Source organism: Ktedonospora formicarum (assembly GCF_016587355.1).
Classification (GTDB): domain Bacteria; phylum Chloroflexota; class Ktedonobacteria; order Ktedonobacterales; family Ktedonobacteraceae; genus Ktedonobacter; species Ktedonobacter formicarum.
This window is the reverse complement of the sequence record NZ_BNJF01000001.1, coordinates 551,381-570,540: the sequence shown is the minus strand read 5'-3', so window position 1 is coordinate 570,540 and position 19,160 is coordinate 551,381. Positions and strand designations below refer to the sequence as shown.

At 52.3% G+C, this 19,160-nt stretch carries 13 protein-coding genes and 1 pseudogene; 12 read left to right on the top strand and 2 right to left on the bottom strand.

The annotated features are described in order from the left end of the window. Nucleotides 1-300 precede the first annotated feature (300 nt). Nucleotides 301-660, bottom strand: coding sequence for a peptide chain release factor family protein (locus K3T82_RS02565; RefSeq protein ID WP_236030965.1), 360 nt, complete (start codon nt 658-660; stop codon nt 301-303). A gap of 531 nt (nt 661-1,191) precedes the next feature. Between K3T82_RS02565 and dnaK the strand changes: the two genes are divergently transcribed. The 5 genes from dnaK (at nt 1,192) to K3T82_RS02540 (ending at nt 7,725) form a co-directional block, all read left to right on the top strand. Then, nucleotides 1,192-3,087 (top strand): molecular chaperone DnaK, encoded by a 1,896-nt coding sequence (gene dnaK, locus K3T82_RS02560; RefSeq protein WP_220191931.1) that lies wholly within the window; start codon nt 1,192-1,194, stop codon nt 3,085-3,087. Nucleotides 3,088-3,212: 125 nt separating this feature from the next. Further along, nucleotides 3,213-4,202, top strand: a complete 990-nt coding sequence (locus K3T82_RS02555) for a DnaJ C-terminal domain-containing protein (protein ID WP_220191930.1) — start codon at nt 3,213-3,215, stop codon at nt 4,200-4,202. Nucleotides 4,203-4,204: 2 nt separating this feature from the next. After that, complete coding sequence (locus tag K3T82_RS02550) at nt 4,205-4,561, top strand: chaperone modulator CbpM (protein ID WP_220191929.1); 357 nt, start codon at nt 4,205-4,207, stop codon at nt 4,559-4,561. Between the two features lie 67 nt (nt 4,562-4,628). Beyond that, entirely contained in the window at nt 4,629-7,247 is a 2,619-nt protein-coding gene (gene clpB / locus K3T82_RS02545) for an ATP-dependent chaperone ClpB (protein ID WP_220191928.1), read from the top strand. Between the two features lie 25 nt (nt 7,248-7,272). Further along, the gene (locus K3T82_RS02540; RefSeq protein WP_220191927.1) at nt 7,273-7,725 is read left to right on the top strand and encodes a hypothetical protein; all 453 of its coding nucleotides are present in this window, start codon (nt 7,273-7,275) and stop codon (nt 7,723-7,725) included. A gap of 76 nt (nt 7,726-7,801) precedes the next feature. On the opposite strand, the gene K3T82_RS02535 is transcribed toward K3T82_RS02540, so the two are convergent. Next, nucleotides 7,802-8,209 (bottom strand): pyridoxamine 5'-phosphate oxidase family protein, encoded by a 408-nt coding sequence (locus K3T82_RS02535; protein ID WP_220191926.1) that lies wholly within the window; start codon nt 8,207-8,209, stop codon nt 7,802-7,804. Between the two features lie 156 nt (nt 8,210-8,365). Between K3T82_RS02535 and K3T82_RS02530 the strand changes: the two genes are divergently transcribed. The 7 genes and pseudogenes from K3T82_RS02530 (at nt 8,366) to K3T82_RS02495 (ending at nt 19,152) form a co-directional block, all read left to right on the top strand. Next, the gene (locus tag K3T82_RS02530; protein WP_220191925.1) at nt 8,366-8,740 is read left to right on the top strand and encodes a MerR family transcriptional regulator; all 375 of its coding nucleotides are present in this window, start codon (nt 8,366-8,368) and stop codon (nt 8,738-8,740) included. A gap of 691 nt (nt 8,741-9,431) precedes the next feature. Beyond that, nucleotides 9,432-10,565, top strand: a complete 1,134-nt coding sequence (locus tag K3T82_RS02525; RefSeq protein WP_220191924.1) for a peptidoglycan recognition protein family protein — start codon at nt 9,432-9,434, stop codon at nt 10,563-10,565. 312 nt (nt 10,566-10,877) lie between these two features. After that, nucleotides 10,878-12,983 (top strand): ADP-ribosylglycohydrolase family protein, encoded by a 2,106-nt coding sequence (locus K3T82_RS02520; RefSeq protein ID WP_220191923.1) that lies wholly within the window; start codon nt 10,878-10,880, stop codon nt 12,981-12,983. Between the two features lie 95 nt (nt 12,984-13,078). Beyond that, nucleotides 13,079-14,106, top strand: a pseudogene (locus K3T82_RS02510) (alpha/beta hydrolase). A 348-nt stretch (nt 14,107-14,454) separates the two neighbouring features. Further along, nucleotides 14,455-16,020 (top strand): DUF4129 domain-containing protein, encoded by a 1,566-nt coding sequence (locus K3T82_RS02505; RefSeq protein ID WP_220191921.1) that lies wholly within the window; start codon nt 14,455-14,457, stop codon nt 16,018-16,020. A gap of 161 nt (nt 16,021-16,181) precedes the next feature. Beyond that, nucleotides 16,182-17,591 carry a rhodanese-like domain-containing protein gene (locus tag K3T82_RS02500; protein WP_220191920.1) on the top strand — a complete coding sequence of 470 codons (1,410 nt, stop codon included), beginning with the start codon at nt 16,182-16,184 and terminating at the stop codon, nt 17,589-17,591. 370 nt (nt 17,592-17,961) lie between these two features. Beyond that, nucleotides 17,962-19,152 carry a nitric oxide synthase oxygenase gene (locus K3T82_RS02495; RefSeq protein WP_220191919.1) on the top strand — a complete coding sequence of 397 codons (1,191 nt, stop codon included), beginning with the start codon at nt 17,962-17,964 and terminating at the stop codon, nt 19,150-19,152. Nucleotides 19,153-19,160: the final 8 nt, after the last annotated feature.

The window sequence follows — 19,160 nt, the reverse complement described above, 5'->3', positions numbered from 1 at the left end:
ATGCACTGGGTATCGCAGTAAATAGCCTCACATATAGGAGCTATCGAGCGATCTACATCCTGGAGATGGAAAGGGGAAGGCTAAAGAACCCGATCTGATTGCGAAGGGTGTTTGTGTTATATTTATAAGCCTGTTGCCTCCCGCATAAGCCCGGCGTGATCGCCTATGCGGGGAGTTTGGTCGCGAGTATGGACGTTTCGATGAGGTGCAGCATGATATCTTCCTTTGACTGAGCAAGTAGGATCTGGTGATGGATACTACCAGATGGGGAACAGCCTGTCAAGCAAAGAAGAACAACTGCTATTCATCGCGATGAATAGCAGTTGTTCTTCTTTGCTTGCTCAGAGATGTATGGCGCTTGGCTTGTAGTCGGCGTTCGCGACTTGCTGCTCCTGGTCGAGTAGCGATTCGTGGTGTCTCGATGCGCTGAAGTCTCTGAAGACGTTCAGCGAGACGCTCAAACGCTGCTTCGCGATTGGCATACTGTGAGCGCCGTTCGGTGGCGGTTGCCGTCACCCCGCTTGGGCGATGGATCAGACGTACGCCGCTCTCCACTTTGTTACGATGCTGACCTCCCGGTCCTCCCGCGATAAAAAATTCGAGCGTGGAATCGCGCTCTAATGAAGCGCGATCAGTTGGATACCATTTCGTTGTTATCACCCCCTCTCGGGTGTATTGAAAATTTCCTTAGGTTGAATCTGCTTGCGACTTGCCCTGGCGCGTTCCTTGAGAGCGAGCACAAAATCTGAAGTTCTCCAATATACCTGGGTGTCAGGCATATAGTCTGTACAGCATAACATACACGCGCAAGCAGGAGACCTTCTCAGAAAAGGCCAGCACCAAACCTGCAAATAGCAGTGTCGTTGAATCATAAGCTGAAGATGGATGGAGTAGCGCTTACTATAACCATTTGTGACCCATATTGGCGTTCATCATTATTAACTATGTGTATGAGAACGGAAACTGGCGTCAGGTTTTGTGGTCAAGCGAATAATAAAAGAGGGATCGTGGCTCTATCATTCATAGCTCTTTTCATAGAGTTTCTACTTAAGCCAACGTCGTGAGCGTTGATGTGCTCATGTTTTTCGTAGCATGGGTTACGCTTGATGGTTCACATGGGTAAGTGGCATGCTTGCTCAAGCTTCTTGTCGAGAGAAGTTGTGAACGTAGCGCGGTATAAGCGAGGTACCAATGGCAAAAATTCTTGGCATTGACCTGGGGACGACCAATTCGGTGATGTCGGTTATTGAGGCTGGTGAGCCAACAGTCATAGAGAACAGAGAAGGGTCCCGAACTACTCCCTCAGTTGTGGCTATTACCAAAGGTGGTGAGCGCCTGGTTGGGCAGGTGGCGAAGCGCCAGGCTGTCACGAACCCTGAGAATACCGTTTTCTCAATCAAGCGCCTGATGGGGCGCAAGTTCGATGATCCAGAGGTTCAGCGTACCATCAAGACAGTGCCATATAAGATCACACGTGCCGAGAATGGCGATGTGCGTGTTGTCATGGCGGGGCGCGAATATAGCCCGCCGGAAATCTCGGCGATGATCCTGCAAAAGATGAGGGTTGACGCGGAAGACAAGCTAGGAGAAAAAATCACTCAGGCTGTGATTACCGTACCCGCTTACTTCAACGATGCACAACGCCAGGCGACGAAGGACGCGGGCACTATCGCTGGTCTTGAGGTCTTGCGTATCATCAATGAGCCAACCGCCGCCTCGCTGGCATATGGGTTGGAAAAGAAGCACGATGAAATGATAGGCGTGTATGATCTGGGTGGTGGCACTTTCGATATCTCTGTCTTACAATTGGGCGATGGTGTCATTGAGGTCAAAGCTACTAATGGTGATACTCACCTGGGAGGCGATGACTTTGACCAGCGTATTGTTGACTGGCTCGCCGACGAGTTTCGCAAAGACCAGGGTATCGATCTTCGTAATGACCGGATGGCTGTGCAACGTTTAAAGGAAGCGGCGGAACGAGCCAAAATTGAATTGTCGACGTCGATGCAGACTGAAATAAACCTGCCTTTCATTACGGCAGATGCCAGCGGGCCGAAGCACCTTGTGATGACGTTGACGCGAGCTAAACTAGATCAATTAGTTGGCGATCTTATTGAGCGGACGCGTGGCCCTGTTATAAAGGCGCTCGAAGATGCCAATGTGAAAGCCAGCGAGGTAAACGAAGATGTTCTGGTTGGCGGGCAGACGCGTATGCCTGCAGTGGTAGAGTTCGTGCGGAAGATCTTTGGCAAAGATCCGCACAAGGGCGTCAACCCCGACGAGGTTGTAGCGATTGGTGCTGCTATTCAGGCTGGCGTTTTGGGTGGTGAGGTAAAGGATGTGCTGCTATTGGATGTTACTCCTCTGTCGCTGGGTATTGAGACATTGGGTGGCGTCACCACAAAGCTGATCGAGCGTAATACCACCATTCCAACGCGTAAGAGCGAAACCTTTAGTACGGCGGAAGATAACCAGTCTGCTGTAGATGTGCATGTCTTGCAGGGTGAGCGCGAACTGGCTCGCGATAATAAGAGCCTGGGTCATTTCCGGCTTGAAGGTATCGCACCCGCGCCGCGTGGCATGCCACAGATCGAAGTCATTTTCGATATTGACGCGAACGGTATTCTCAACGTCACCGCTCGCGATAAGGCGACTGGGCGTGAACAAAAGATTACCATTACGGCGTCCAGTGGCCTCACCAAGGATGATGTGGATAGAATGGTGCGCGAGGCGGATGCCCATGCGCAGGAAGATCATCAGCGTCGTGAGGAGATTGAGGCACGCAACCGCGCCGATAGTGTTGCTTACCAGGCAGAACGCACCTTGCAGGACGCGGGTACAAATGTCTCTCCTGAGACACGGAGTGAGGCGGAAAGCAAGATCAAGGCCGTCCGCGATGCGCTGGCGGCTAATGATCTCTCACAGATACGTAGTTCCGCTAGTGAATTGGAAAGTATCGTCCAGCGCTTACAGCAGGAGGTTGCCAGCCAGCCTCAAGCCGCAGGTAGTGGCGGCCCAACTTCCGGCCCTACCCCTGGTTCTAAAGATGAGCCTGGAACCGTCGAGGGCGAATATCGTGAGATCTAGCTAAACTTTGGGCTTCAAGTTGGAAGGTGTTCCAGACTTTATTGGGGCACCTTCCTGGAGCCTGGATCATAAGATGGTAGCCAGGAATAGTGAAGTGCTAAGTATGGTTCGGGGAGAGTGCTCTCATGGCCGTTGATTATAAGGATTACTACAAAGTTCTGGGGGTAGACAAGCAAGCGAGCCAGAAGGATATTCAAAAAGCTTTCCGTAAGCTGGCGCGTAAGTATCATCCAGATGTTAATCCGGGTGATAAGTCAGCCGAGGAGAAGTTTAAGGAGATCAACGAGGCTAATGAAGTGCTGTCTGATCCAGAAAAGCGTAAGCGCTACGATGAAATGGATCAATATCGTCAGCAATATGGAAGCTGGCCTGGGTATGAGCAGGCTGGCGGGGGAAGGCGCGCGCAGTACCGCACAGTAAATGAAGCCGATCTTAATGATCTCTTTGGTGGGGCATCTCCCTTCTCAGATTTCTTCGAGACCTACTTTGGTTCGGGCTATGGCGGGGCGACTCAGGGGCGAACGGCAGGTCGCACCCATCGCGGTGCTTACTCTCCACCTAAACAGGATGTTGAAGCCAGTATTGATGTGACTGTTGCGGAGTCATACCAGGGGGTTTCGCGTGTTGTCGAGTTATCCACTCCCGGAGGCGGCATGCGTCGCCTGGAGATCAAGATTCCCCCAGGTGTGGATGAAGGCTCGCGTATCCGTATCGCGGGTCAGGGACAGCAGAGCTCGGCGGGGAGAGGCGACCTCTATTTGCGCGTACATATGGCACCTGATACACGCTTTACGCGTGAGGGAACAACGCTGCGCACGCGTGTGGATGTACCTCTGACAACGGCTATGCTTGGAGGCGAAGCGCAGGTATCACTGCCCAATGGTCGCCGCCTCTTATTGCGTATCCCTGAAGGGACCGAAGAAGGAACAGCCTTCAGGTTGCAGGGAAAAGGTATGCCTACGTTAGGCCATCCTGAGAGACGAGGCGATTTGTTTGCTGAAGCTCACCTCAAGCTGCCAAAGCATCTTGATCCGGAGCAGCATCGTCTCTTTGAGGCCTTTGCCCATTCTATTGGTAATGTTGATCAGGCCGCAGGCGTAAAGGGAGGAAGCTAGCTATGGAGAAGCCAACCGTGACCCGGATTGTGTTTCAGCAATACCGCGCCCCGATCTCGTATAGCGAGGCAGAGGCCGCGAATGCGTGTTGCCTAAGCATTCAAGCATTACACCTCTTGCAAGCTTCTGGCCTCATCGAAGGTGGAGAGCCAAATCAGGAGCGGAGTTACAGTGAAGAAGATGTCTTTCAACTGAGGCGTATTCGTCGCTTACAGCAGGAGTTGGGCATTAATCTGGCTGGTGTTGAAGTGATTTTGCACCTCCTGCAACGCCTGGAATCCGTACACAAAGAATTGGACGAGGAGAGGAGCCGGGCTCTCATCTCTGCATCTGCCAGAGGCTTACTCTCAGGTGATTAGCTCACATTGATTGTAATATCAACAACACGTGAGAGTCCCGACGTGTGAATAGGAGAGATCGTGCATTATGAATATAGAACAATTCACGGAAAAGGCGCGTGAAGCAATCAGCAATGCCGCCCAGGTCGCCCGGTCACACAATAATGGACAGGTCGAGCCTGAGCACTTGCTGTCCGCATTGCTTGCGCAGGATGATGGGGTTGTGCAGCAGGTGATTGAGAAGGGTGGGGGGCAGCTCGTGGCGGCGCGGCATGCCATCAATGACGCGATTGAGCGTATGCCCAGAGTGTATGGAGGCAGCGAACCCGGTATCTCACCACGTCTGCGCAAAGTGCTGGAAGATGCCTGGAGCGAGATGCATACCTTCCATGACGAGTATCTGAGTGTCGAGCATCTGCTGTTGGCTCTGTTTAACGTGAGTGAAGGCGCTGTGCCACGCGTGCTGAAGACTATGGGCCTCACGCGTGACAATGTGCTACAAGCCCTCACTTCTATTCGTGGCGCGCAACGTGTTACCGACCCTAATCCCGAAGGTAAGTATCAGGCGCTAGAGAAGTATGGTCGTAATCTCTCGCTGCTGGCTGAGCAAGGTAAGCTCGACCCTGTGATTGGTCGCGACGAAGAGATCAGGCGTGTTATCCAGGTCCTTAGTCGCCGGACAAAGAACAATCCGGTCTTGATCGGAGAGCCGGGCGTTGGTAAGACCGCCATTGTTGAGGGCTTGGCTCAACGAATCGTGCGTGGCGATGTGCCAAAGACCCTGGCTGGCAAACAGATTGTTACGCTAGACCTGAGCTCACTTGTGGCTGGCGCGAAGTATCGAGGCGAATTTGAGGAGCGCCTGAAGGCTGTACTGAAAGAGGTGACAAGTTCAGAGGGCAATATCATTCTCTTTATCGATGAACTCCATACGCTCGTTGGTGCAGGGGCGGCGGAAGGTGCGATGGATGCCTCCAATATGCTCAAGCCAATGCTCGCGCGTGGCGAACTGCACTGTATTGGTTCTACGACACTCAATGAGTATCGTAAGTACATCGAGAAGGATGCTGCTCTGGAACGCCGTTTCCAGCCTATCATGGTTGAAGAGCCATCTGTCGAGGATGCAATTAGCATCTTGCGTGGCCTCAAGCAGCGATACGAGGCTCATCACGGTGTGCGTATTACTGATAGCGCCCTGGTAGCGGCTGCGGTGCTCTCCAAGCGTTATATTACCGACCGCTTCCTACCAGACAAAGCAATTGACCTGATTGATGAGGCCGCCAGTCGTAAGCGCGTAGAACTGGATAGTACACCCAGCGAGGTTGATGCCCTGGATCGGCGTATTCGGCAGCTCCAGATCGAGCAAGAAGCGCTCAAAAAGGAGACTGACGCCGCTAGCCAGGAGCGCCGAGCGAAGGTTGAGCAAGAGATTGCTAGCCAGCAAGCGCAATTGAACACCATGAAGCAGGCCTTGGAGCGTGAGCGCGAGCCGGTCGAAACCATGCGTCGCTCGCAGAAGGAGTTAGAGCAGGCGCAGGTTGAACTGGAGAGAGCCGAGCGCGAATATGACTTCGCTAAAGCGGCTGAGCTGAGGCATGGGAGAATTCCGAAGCTGGAGCAGAAGCTTCGCGAGATGGAGTCGAAGCTTACCAGCATCCAGGGTGGGCGTATGCTCAAAGAAGAAGTTGACGCAGAAGACATCGCTGAGATTGTCTCCAACTGGACGCATATTCCTGTCTCAAAACTCATGGAGGCCGAGATTCAGAAGCTTGTTGGTATGGAGAAGCGTCTGCACAAGCGTGTCGTGGGACAGGATCAGGCCTTACAGGCTGTTTCTGATGCGGTCCGTCGCGCGCGTGCAGGGCTTCAGGATCCCAATCGTCCCCTGGCGAGTTTTCTCTTCCTGGGGCCAACCGGCGTCGGTAAGACTGAGCTTGCGCGTGCTCTTGCTGATTTCCTCTTCGATGATGAACATGCCATCATTCGTATAGACATGTCAGAGTACATGGAGAAGCATAGCGTCTCGCGGCTGATCGGTGCTCCTCCAGGCTATGTTGGCTATGAAGAAGGTGGACAGTTAACCGAGGCTGTACGCCGTCGCCCTTATAGCGTCGTACTCTTCGACGAAATTGAGAAGGCCGCGCCCGAGGTCTTCAATGTTCTACTGCAATTACTCGACGATGGTCGCCTGACAGATGGGCAGGGGCGCACGGTCGATTTCAAGAATACCGTCATCATTATGACGAGCAATGTGGGCACAGGCTGGCTTCATGAGCTTGAGGGCATGGATGAAGATGAGGTACAGCGCCAGGTGCGCCAACGCCTGCGGGAAGAGGGGCTGCGACCGGAGTTTATCAATCGTATTGATGAGATCATCGTCTTCCATCCCATCACGCGCGACCAGATGAAGGGCATCGTGAATATTCAGCTAGACCGCCTGCGCCCACGCCTGGAAGAGCGGCACATCACCTTGCAACTCACTGATGCCGCGCGCGAACAACTGGCTGAGCAGGGCTATGAGCCAGACTTTGGGGCACGTCCGCTCAAGCGCGTCATTCAGCGTGAGATTGAGAACCGTGTTGCCCGTGATATTCTTGATGGCACCATTCGCGATGGAGATACGATCGTCATTGATTTCAAGAATAATAAGTTTGCTCTAGAGCCAGTGAGAGAGCCAGTACCACAGGGAGCGCGTGCGCGTCGATGAGCATAGAGTAGATAGAGGAAGTGAAGTGAGCGAGCATCCATTTACGCTTGATCAAATCCGTTACCAGGCTCAAGATCAGGCACTGGCCTTTTTGCTGGCATCGATTGTCTACTTTAAAGAGCAGGGATGCTCGCCACTTCCATTCATTGCATCCGTAGGCAATACTCTTGCACCTAGATGGAAAGATCTGCAAGGGTTTGGCGCGCATGTTGTCATGGAGCACCTTGCCCTACACGTCGTCGCGCTCGGCGGGCATATCGTAGCGATGACTGGTGATGATGTGCTGTCGTGCGCGACGCTCTCCCACATTCCCTCCACTGAGATATTAAAGTCCTTTGCGCTTAGCAGAGATGATGCCGACGTCATTTGGGATGTCTTCCAGCCCATCGCGGCTTCCCTCTATCTCTGGTATGCGTGGTCTCGCGAGCAGGACGAAGTTACCTTCAAGCTATCGCGTACCAGGCTGCCTATCGTGTAACGCTATCCTTCATCTTTGTCAATAAGCGTAAACAGCGATATCTATTAGATATCGCTGTTTACGCTTATTGACGTTATTATGCGAGATATTCAGTGACTTTCTCGCTTGCCAGGCGTAGTGAGATACGCTGCTGTCCTGTAAAGGTTTTATAGTATTGCTGCTTATTTATCTCGCCCTCGATATAGCGGTCTATCAGGTTTCTAAGATCTTGCTGAATATGAATCTGATCGTCAATAATGGCAACTGCTCCTCGAATAGTCACATAACGTGGGCCATCCTGAACGCAGATGGCGATACGAGAGTCACGGTGGATATTCTTTGCTTTTTGAAGATGTATCTGAGTATTCATGACGATAGAGCCATCATCGTCGAGAATATACCACATTGTTGTTAATTGCGGACTACCGTCCCTGTTGATGGTGCTGAGGATTGCGAAATGCTTTTCTTTAAGAAATGCCCATGCTTTCGTGGATAAGCTGCTCATTATAAGAAACCTTTCATTTGTATCTACTCAAGAAGACTTGCAATAAGGGTCCTATGTCATCTCTCTGGGAAGTTATGCCTTCTATCGGTGAATATAAACTATGACATTAGTGTTACAGTCAAGTGATGGTGGTTATGCGCAAGAAAGGACATCAAATTGCAGATCAGTGAGTTGGCTCGCCTGACAGGGACGAGTGTACGTTCGCTTCGCTATTATGAGGCGCGTGGGTTGATTAAAGCACGCCGTTTGGAGAATGGATATCGCGATTACGATGGGAGTATTGTTGAGCAGATCAGGGCTATTCGCATGTATTTGGAAATGGGACTCAATACAGATGAAATCGGACGTATTGTGAGCTGTAAAGGGTTAAACATATGGGGGGAGGTAGATCCCACATTCCCTGAATGTGGAGATAATGTGCTTGCAATCTATACGCATAAGCTTCATTCTATAGATGTTGAAATGCGGACTCTAAGCGATATCAAGTCTCGCCTTTTGCAAAAAGTGCATTTCATAAAGGACCAGCGGTAATCATACTTCCGAGAAACTGTTTCAATGAGCTGTAAGCCTATGCTACTAGAATGCAGCGGCATAGATGGATCGTTGGAAAGGGGCCACTTGCGTAGCAGTTATCAGGATTTTATGGGTATCTTTGAAATGCTTTGCGTAGTGATGGAACTCTGTGCGTGCTTTATTTGAACTTGCCTTAGAGTAGGCTTGAAAGGCCATGTTCCAGGGATGGTCATATAGTACTCCATTTGCGTTCATAGGCTTGCTATATAGATAGATGATAATGTATGCTCTGCTTAAATGAGGTCGGAAGGGACTCCACAGGCTGCTTGAGAGGGAAGGCACGTGCGCAGGAGCAGACATTAGTCCTTTGCGACGACGCGGAGATGGCATCACTACCCTGACTGGTAACCAATGCTATATTTGTGAACATCGATAGAAGTTCTCCTCCTTTCGCACACTCTACATTCTCTTCTTCTCTCAGCCTTTTCTGACTGGGCCCAAAGAGAGCGACGCCACTGGCGAAAATTCTCTGCTCTTTGCGCCTGGCTTGCTGTCTCAATCACTCGTCATTGCTGTAACTTCCCAGATTAAACAGTGTTCGGATTTAGAACAGTGTTTAGATACCCCTCAGAATGGGGCATCTGGGTGGGCTCCATGTGAGCGAGTGGATTGCTAAGTGTATTGAAGTATGCGAATGAAGGAGTTCGTTATGTGTGATCAGCAGAGATCTCAGGAGCAATCCGACCAACACAGGTCTATTTTGAATCGCCGCAATGTCATCAAGCTTGGGGCTGGCGCGTTGGGTGTTGCGGGCCTGGGTGGCCTTGAGCTTATTCTAGCATCCTCACCTGCCCATGCAGCCCCATCTCTTACGCCTACTATCGCGGGTACTGCCAAATGGGGAGCTAAGTTAGCTCATGAGGCGGTCGAGATACTTTACCGCAGGCCTACCAAGATCCTTGTCCACCATACCGCGACCTCTAACTCATATGACACTTCATTGGCTCATGCCTACCAGTTGTCGCGCAGCATCCAGCAAGCTCATTTTAACAATGGCTGGATCGATACCGGTCAACATTTTACCGTCAGCCGTGGTGGCTACATCATGGAGGGGCGCCATCGAAGTTTGGAGACGTTATTAGATGGGACAAGGTTTGTATATGGTACCCATTGCCCTGTGCTCAATTCATCCTCGATTGGTATCGAGGATGAGGGAACCTACACTTCATTACTTCCCCCGACCGCGCTCTGGAACTCGCTGGTGAGTCTGTGTATCTATATTTGCCGACAATATGGCCTGACTGCTACCTCTATCTATGGACATCGTGACTTCTATAGCACCGAATGTCCGGGTACAGCTTTCTATGGGCGCTTACCCGCGTTGCGTAGTCAGGTTGCGGCGGGCCTGGGTCAGTCTCTCCCCTCCTATTCCTGGCCTACGCTCGAAGAGGGAACCAGCGGTGAGAATGTCAAGTCGGCGCAGTTCTTGCTACAAGATCATGGGTATGCTAGCCTCTCTGCTGATGGTCATTTTGGCTCTCATACTACCCAGACCATGAGGCAGTTCCAGGCTGCGAAAGGCTTGCGTGCCGATGGTGTACTTGGTCCGCGCACATGGGTGGCCCTTGTCAAAGCAACGGTCTATGGAAGTACAGGTGGCGCGGTACGTGCCGCTCAGACGCAGTTGGATTCGAAGGGCTATGCTACCAGTGTCGATGGTGCGTTTGGGCCTCTAACGCATGGTGTCGTGAAGCGCTTCCAGAGCCACTATAAGCTTAATGCCGATGGCGCGGTTGGAACCGCTACCTGGTGCGCTTTGGTAGGTGGTACCGTCGGTTTATAAGGCTATCCTTTATGGCAAACCGCTCGTCAGCTAGCAGGCTGGCGAGCGGTTTATTCTTGGTAGTCATCACGGCATTTAGAAAGTCTGGAGGTCATCTGATCCGTATGCTAGCCACGCGTTTTCGGTGATATACTCGGAGCAGAAGTGCATTCATGGGTTTGTATGAGTTGGAAATGGGTGATAGCCTTTACATGTGAGTGGTGCGCGGCGCTATTCGTACCAGGCAGATGAACTTCTTTTATTTATATCTTGATTTTTCTACTCCTGACTTGGAGCCAGAGAGTATTTACGAGACTAGAGAGTATATTTTACATGTCTGCATACAGCTTTCCTGAAGATTATGTTGAGCGTGTGTATGCTGGAGTGCTTGGCAAATTGATTGGTGTCTACCTTGGTCGTCCTTTCGAGGGCTGGACCTATGAGCGCATCATGAGCGAGCTTGGCGAGATCCGCGATTATGTGCATGAGAAATTGGGCGTGCCGCTGGTTGTGACCGATGATGACCTTACTGGCACTTTTACTTTTTTGCGCGCGTTGCCCGATTATGGCAATACTCTGGACCTGACCCCTGCCCAGATTGGGCAGACATGGCTGAACTATATCATTGAGCAGCGTACGATCCTCTGGTGGGGTGGGATGGGCAATTCGACTGAGCATACCGCCTATCTGCGCCTGAAGGCAGGCATTCCCGCGCCACAAAGTGGATCCATTGCCCTGAATGGGCAGATTGTCGCTGAACAGATCGGCGCGCAAATCTTTATCGATGGCTGGGGCATGGTCTCGCCGAGTAATCCAGTCCAGGCGGCGGAACTCGCGTGGAGAGCAGGAAGTGTTAGCCATGATGGAGAGGCCGTCTATGCCGCCCAGGTAATCGCGGCGATGGAGGCTGCTGCCTTCGTAGAATCTGATATGCAGAAGCTACTTGACGTTGGCCTCTCGGTGATTCCGAGTGATTCCCTGGTGGCGCGGTTGATCGAGGATATCCGCGCCTGGCATCGGGAGGAGCCTGATTGGCGTGTCACCCGCGAACGGATCGTGGAGCGCTATGGCTATGAGCGCTATGGTGGTAACTGCCATGTTATCCCCAATCATGCTCTGATTATCCTTGCTCTGCTTTATGGAGAGGATGATGTACACAAGTCACTGATGATCGTCAATACTTGTGGTTGGGATACTGATTGTAATTCTGGGAATGTCGGTTGTCTGCTTGGGATCAAGAATGGCTTGCGAGGTTTGGAGGGTGGGCCCGATTGGAGAGGACCTATCGCGGATCGGCTCTATATGCCAACCGCCGATGGTGGACGCGCGATTACAGATGCCGTTAATGAGGCGTATCACGTTGTTAGCATTGGATATGCGTTGGCTGGTCAGTCTTTTGCTCAACCAAAGGATGGTGCGCGCTTCCACTTCTCGTTCCCAGGTTCTGTGCAGGGCTTCCAGGTTGATGAGCAGGATGGGAGTGTTGTGCTTCAGAACGAGTCGCATCCGACTATTGAGGGGCAGCGCTGCCTCGCCATTGCGTATCGTGGAGTCAGCCAGCCAACTCTGGTGGGCACACCCACATTTATTCCACCATCCGCGCGTCAGATGCCCGACTATGGCCTATATGCCTCGCCTACACTGTACGCTGGTCAACTGCTGACCGCGCGCCTGATTGCCGATTCTAAGAATGCGACATCTGTGAGCGTGCGGACCTTTGTTCATATATACAATGACGAGAACAACCTGGATACTATCCTGGGCCCTGCTTCTCTGTTTCGCGCAGGCGAGGAGCAAACCTGCGCATGGCGTATTCCCGATACACAGGGCGCACCTATCGTTGAGGTTGGCTTCGCACTTGACGTAGAGCCTGGGCAAGAGGGCCGTCTCTACCTGGATTCTCTCGGTTGGGACGGTGTGCCTGATACAACTCTTACAGGTACACGCGGCAATAGCGAAATGCGTTTGCGTGCCTGGGTGAATGCTGTGGATCAGTTTGAGGGGTTCTGGCCTGAGTCGTTCCGCCTGATCCAGAATGCTGGAAGAGGCATGGTAAGTCAGGGTGGGCGCGAGTGGCAAGACTATCGCGTGAGCGCGACTATTAAACCCCATCTGGCGCGCGCTTTTGGGATCGCGGCCCGTGTGCAGGGATTACGTCGTTATTATGCGTTGCTGTTGACCAATACCGGGCAGGTGCAGTTGCTCAAGGTGCTGGATGGTGAGCAGGTGCTCAGTGAGGCGGCTCATGTGTGGGAGCTTGAGAAGTCTTACCAGTTCAGCTTGCAAGTCGTAGGTGATCGCATCCAGGCTTTCATCGATAGCGAGCTAATCTTTGATGTGCTGGATGAAAATTCTCCCTTGAATGGCGGTGGGATAGCCCTGGTCTGTGAAGAGGGCCATATTGGTTGTGATGTGGTACGCATTCAACCTGCCAGCTAAAACTGTCTTCTCCTGGGATCGCATATAATAACGAGAGGTGGCGTTCATACGCCACCTCATTCGTGACGAGTCAGCTTGGAGAAAGAGGTTATTTTATGCATCCCTGGTCTACACAGATGAGCGGACGCTTTGAAGAGCATGTCTTTCAGAGCGACGTCCTGAAGAACAATCCCCTGGGTGATCCATCCGCGCGCCCACTCTGGGTCTATCTACCACCGGGCTATGATGATGAGCCTGAGCGGCGCTATCCCACAATCTATCAGATTCAGGGTATGACAGGCCAGCTTGATATGTGGCGCAACCGTACGGCTTTCCGCAAGAATTTTCCCGAACTTGCCGATGAGCTCTTCGCTCGCAAAGAGGCTCCCCTTGCATTGTTGTCTGGGTTGATTGCTGGACCACATATGGCGGGAGTCAGTTTGTAGACTCGCCTGGAACCGGGCGCTATCATACCTATCTCTGTGACGAGATTGTACCCTGGGTTGATGCTCACTACCGTACTCTGCCGCAGCGCGAGCACCGGGGCATTGCTGGCAAGTCCAGTGGGGGCTATGGCGCGATGATTACGCCTATGCTGCGCCCTGACCTCTGGGGCGGACTGGCGACCCATGCTGGTGACGCGCTCTTCGAGACCTGCTATCTGTTGGAATTCCCTGCCTCTGTGCGTGCCTTGCGCGATCACTATAATGGCTCGTTTGAGAAGTTCTGGGAGGATTTCCGCAGTCGTCCCGCCATGAGTAAGGCGAGTGATATGCCCTTAATCAACGACTGGTGCATGGCTGCGTGCTACTCGACGGACGAAGATGGAACGGTTCAACTTCCCTACGATACGAGAACTGGCGAGTTAAGGCCTGAGATCTGGGAGCGTTGGCTACGCTGGGACCCGGTGCGTATGGTACCCGCGCATGCCGAGGGGTTACGTTCGCTCAAGGCCATTTACATTGATGCTGGCAACCGGGATCAGTTCTACCTGGATCTAGGGGCTGAAGCCTTCAAGCGTGAGTTGGAGAAGATTGGCGTGAAAGACATCTTCTTTGAGCTTTTCGATGGTACGCATTCCGCGATTGAGTATCGCTATCCTCTGAGTTTGAAGTACCTTGCCGAGCGTCTGAGCCCGCGCTAGACTCCTCTTGTTAGTTATTGAAGCTGGGGCGCATATTTTTATATGCGCCCCAGCTCTTTTTTGTAGAAAGCTTACGTTTGTTTATTTTTGTGATATTCTACCCTGTGAACACGTAGAATATAGATATATTATTCTATTTAATGCCCTGCTCCAACATAGCAAGCCATTCATTTGCCTGAGCGCAACCGCCTGGAATGCTCAGACGTCGCGCAACACAAACTCAGCCTGAAATGGAACTATGTGGCGGCGAAGCTCGCCGCCGCTCAGGCGGCGTTGGCCAATACTTTTATCGCAAGATGTGATAGTGCGAGGCTATCGGTTTTCATTACCCGCGTTAAGGGGTGCCCCATGAAGACACCTGTAATGGCTCCTCATAATGACCGGATGTCGCTTGGCTTCAGACGACGTCGCGCTGCCTGGATGACGCGATCCTCTAATGTAGAGCGCACCGCAAGTCTGGGTGAGAGAGTGTTGCCTTATTTGCTGGCTCTGTTGGATGCCTGCATCGTACTGGCGGTCCTGAAGGGCATGGCGAGCATGTCTTCTTTTGCCGGTGCGGAGCACGTTGTTCCCTTCTGGTGGCTCTTTCTGCTTTCCTGCCTGATGCTGCTTCTGGTGCAGGCGCGAGGCGCGCTCGCTGGTTTCTTACCTGGGAGGTGGTTACGTCGTCTGCCTTTTTTATTTGAGCGGCAGCGACTCTTTGCCAGTATCGTGCTGGGCCTCTCTTTTTGCGCGCTAGTGCTGGTCACAATCTGGGTGAGCTTCTATACCACATCCGCGTCTTTGCTGGATACGCGCTGGCTGATGGCTCTGCTCAACGATCTGCAAATGGTACCCGCGCGTCTTGCCCAGCTTTTATTTATCTTTATCCTGGCAAGCTTTTTCGGTGTGCGAGCACTCTGGTTGGTGCGCCGCAGGAGAGAGGCGGGAGAGGTCGCTCAGACCCTGAAAATTGGCGTGGGTCTGCTTCTTGTAGCCTTGCTGCTTCGAGCTCTAGTAAGCCGCTATGATGTGGATAACGTGTTGCTGTTGGATATTCCCGCCCTTCTCACTCTGGGCCTCCTGGCTCACGCCCTGGCTCTGGTCATGGAGAAGCGCCGCGAGCACGATTATGCGTTTGGATTGCTGGGGAGTGTGGCAGAGCAGGAGCGCTCACTGGGGCTTGGGGTCGTGCTCCTTGGTTTTTTTCTGCTCCTGATAGCTCTGCTCATTGTCGCGCTGATGACGCCGATATGGCTGCGCACAATGCTAGAACCACTCCTGTCCCTCTGGCGGCAGTTGCTCGAGGTTGGGCAAAATGCGCAAACTTCGGCGCAGCCAGATATGAATCCGGCAACGCCAGGCACAAAGCACTTGGACCCATCATTCCTTGGATTAGCTTCGGTTCCGGTACTCTGGAGGGTAGGGGGGATTGTCCTGCTGGCAATGCTTATTGGCTACCTATTGACGAACCGGGCCTGGATACGCTATGCGACGCGCGAACGATGGGGGAATGCTGTCATTGAAGAATATCACGTGACCATCTGGTCCTGGGACTTGTTTGTCAGACAGGCGCGAGCGCTACTCAATGCAATCTGGCGCTGGCTCTTCATCCGGAAGGCAATTTTGATCTCAAAGAGCCCTGGCTTCCCTATGTGGCATGAGGCGCTAAGTGGCCCTCATGCCACGCGTAGTATCCGTGAAATTTACCGAGAGTTGCTCTTACTCGCCTTTCACCGTGGCTGTGCTCGGTATTACCATGAGACACCTCGCGAGTTTCAGCAACGATTGTATATATACTTTCCGAGGAACACAGCCGAGCTTGTGCTGCTTACTGATATCTATAACCGCACGCGGTATGGCAATCTCGCCCCTAGCGATGCCGACGTGGAGGTAATGACTCATAGCTGGCAGGCTATCTTACATTCTTACTAATGTAATCTTCATTGTTCACTTCTTCTACGATGGAAAATTGGTACAATAAGAGTGAAGGTGCTCGATGTCGTGCGCCGGGCTCAAAGCTGTAAAGCGACTTCTCGTCAGGCGAGAAGTGCGCTATACTGAGCAATACACTGATGTAGAGGAAGGATGAGTTCATGATCTTACGCACGTTTTACGATGAGGATTTAGCCCAGACGAGTTACCTGATAGGCTGTTCTGCGACCGGAGAGGCTCTGGTGATCGATCCCAATTGTCGCTTCGATCAATATATGAGCTTTGCGCGAAGCAAGAACCTTCGCATTGTTGCGGTCACGGAGACGCATATACATGCCGATTTTGTCTCGGGCGCCCGCGAGCTGGCTTCGCTCACAGGAGCACGCCTTTATCTCTCCGACGAGGGGCCTGCCGAGTGGAAGTATGTTTATGCCGCCTCTGCGGGTGCCTCACTCCTCAAGGATGGCGATACTTTTACCATAGGAAACGTGCGTCTCCAGGCTCTTCATACTCCTGGGCATACCCCGGAACATCTCTCGTTCCTGCTCACCGATACTGCGAGTGCTGATGCGCCGATGGGTCTCTTCAGTGGCGATTTCCTCTTCGTTGGTGATGTTGGGCGTCCCGATCTGCTTGAGCGTGTCGCGGGACTCTCCGGCACGATGGATGCAGGCGCGCGCCAACTCTTTCGCTCTCTGCAAAAGATTCGTAAGCTTCCTGACTATCTTCAGATCTGGCCTGGGCATGGGGCTGGTAGTCCGTGTGGACGCGCGCTTGGCGAGGTCCCCCAGAGCACGCTGGGCTATGAACGGCGCTTTAACTGGGCCTTCCGCGAGCAAGATGAAGGTCTGTTTGTGCAAGCCGTACTAGCCAGGCAACCCGAGCCCCCTACCTATTTCACCCAGATGAAACGCGTCAATAAAGACGGACCTGAGCCAGTGGGTCTGAGGTTGTCATTACCAGAGCTTCCCTTCACGGACTTGAAAGATTACCTTGATGAAGAAGCATGTGTCGTAGATATTCGCTCAGCTGAGGAATATGCCTCCGGGCATATTCCAGGAACCCTCAACCTGCCCTTACATGCCTCATTTCTAACCTGGGCTGGATGGTTGCTACCATATGATCGTCCCTTGCTATTCATTGGCGACCATGCCGTTGCGATCCAGGCCCAGAAGAAGCTTGTTTTGATTGGGCTGACATTCACCGGGGGCTATTGGCCTCCTACCTGCATCGAGGAGTGGCGCAATAGATATGGAACCATCGAGCAGGTGGCGCAGATCGAGGTCTCTGAGTTGCGGCAGCAGGTGGCGCAGGGTGACATCTATATCCTTGATGTTCGTAACGCCGATGAATATGCCCAGGGGCATATCGAGGGCGCGCACAATATTCCCCTTGGTCATCTGGAGCAGCATTTACAGGAACTCCCAATTGACCGGACCATTGCTATTCATTGCCAGAGTGGACTACGTTCAGCCATCGCGCTGAGTGTGCTAGCTACTCATGGCATCCAGCGGTGCGTGAACGTCTGTGGCGGTTTTAATGCCTGGGTGCAAGCCGGGTACGTGAGCTGAGAACGAGAGGGTGAGCATGTCCAACTCCATGCGACATGCTCACCCTCTCGTTGACACCTGATATAATGAGCTGTTTTTCATAAACAGGGACAATATTGCTATACAATCTGAATTTTAGTTTAAGATTTCGGCTGCCAATCTGGCATTTTATACAGCGGTAAGAGCGAATATAGTAGTTTTTATATGCAATAAGGGTGATGTTTATCTGATGCCTTTTCTGTTTGTTTAGTACTATGAAAGTTTATTCATAGTATCTGTGAATCACTGCATTATTAAATGCGCATATGTTATACTTCTGCTTACTAATACTGTAGGGGCTGTGATGTACCCCATGATGAAGATTATCTTCTGGAGGTTTAAGGAGGGGTGAATGGTACATCTGAATGTAGCAGGTGGTGAAGCACTTAACTATGTTAGTGGTCAACGGATACAGCGAAAAACCGATATGAGGCTGGTTGATGGGAGGCAGCAGGTGATGGTGGAGGCGCTGGCGTATTTGTCGCTCTACCATCAGGAGCAGGGAAATTTCGCGGGCTTTGTACCACAGATGGCGCGGGTCCACGATGAGATTATGCAGACGGGGACCTATTGGCAGGGGGAAGATGAACTGGCATATGGGGCGCGTGTGGCGTGGAGGAATAACTCACGCTGTATAGGTCGTCTGCAATGGAAGTCGCTCGCGATCCATGATATGCGTCACCTACAAACGGCGGAAGAGATCTATGAGGCGTTAGTGGAGCATATTCGTTGGGCTACTAATGGCGGCAAGATTCGTTCTGCGATATCAATCTTCGCGCCCCAGGTACCAGGCGAGCCTGGCATCCGCATCTGGAATCCTCAATTGATTCGCTATGCCGGGTATAAAAACAGCGACGGTTCCATTACTGGGGATGCCCTCTTATGTGAACTGACAGAGAGTATGCGGCATCTGGGTTGGAAGGGGGGCGCGGGTACACCCTTCGACATTTTGCCCATCGTCATCCAGATGCCACATCAGGCACCAATGCTCTTTGAATTACCTCGCGACATCATTGTAGAGGTGCCCTTAAGCCATCCTGAGTATTCCTGGTTTGCCGATCTAGGGCTCAAATGGCATGCCCTCCCAGTCATCTCAAATATGCGTCTGGAAATTGGCGGGGTTTCCTATACGGCTGCCCCTTTTAATGGTTGGTATATGGGTACTGAGATTGGCGCGCGCAACCTGGGAGATGTTGAACGCTATAATCTGCTGCCCCTGGTCGCGAGCAAGATGGGCCTCAATATACGTTCGGATCGTGAGCTTTGGAAGGATCGCGCGCTGGTGGAGTTGAATGTCGCTGTCATGTCTTCCTTCGCCCGCCACGGCGTGACCATTATTGATCATCATACCGCCTCGCGTCAGTTTATGCATCATCAGCGCAACGAAGCTGAGGCGGGTCGCCCTTTACCCGCTGATTGGGGTTGGATTGTGCCGCCTCTCTCGGGGTCCGCGACCCCTGTTTTCCATACCTCCTATGAGGATCGCCTGTTAACACCCAACTTTTTTGCCCAGGAGGACCCCTGGCGTACGACCACCATATAAGCCTCTTT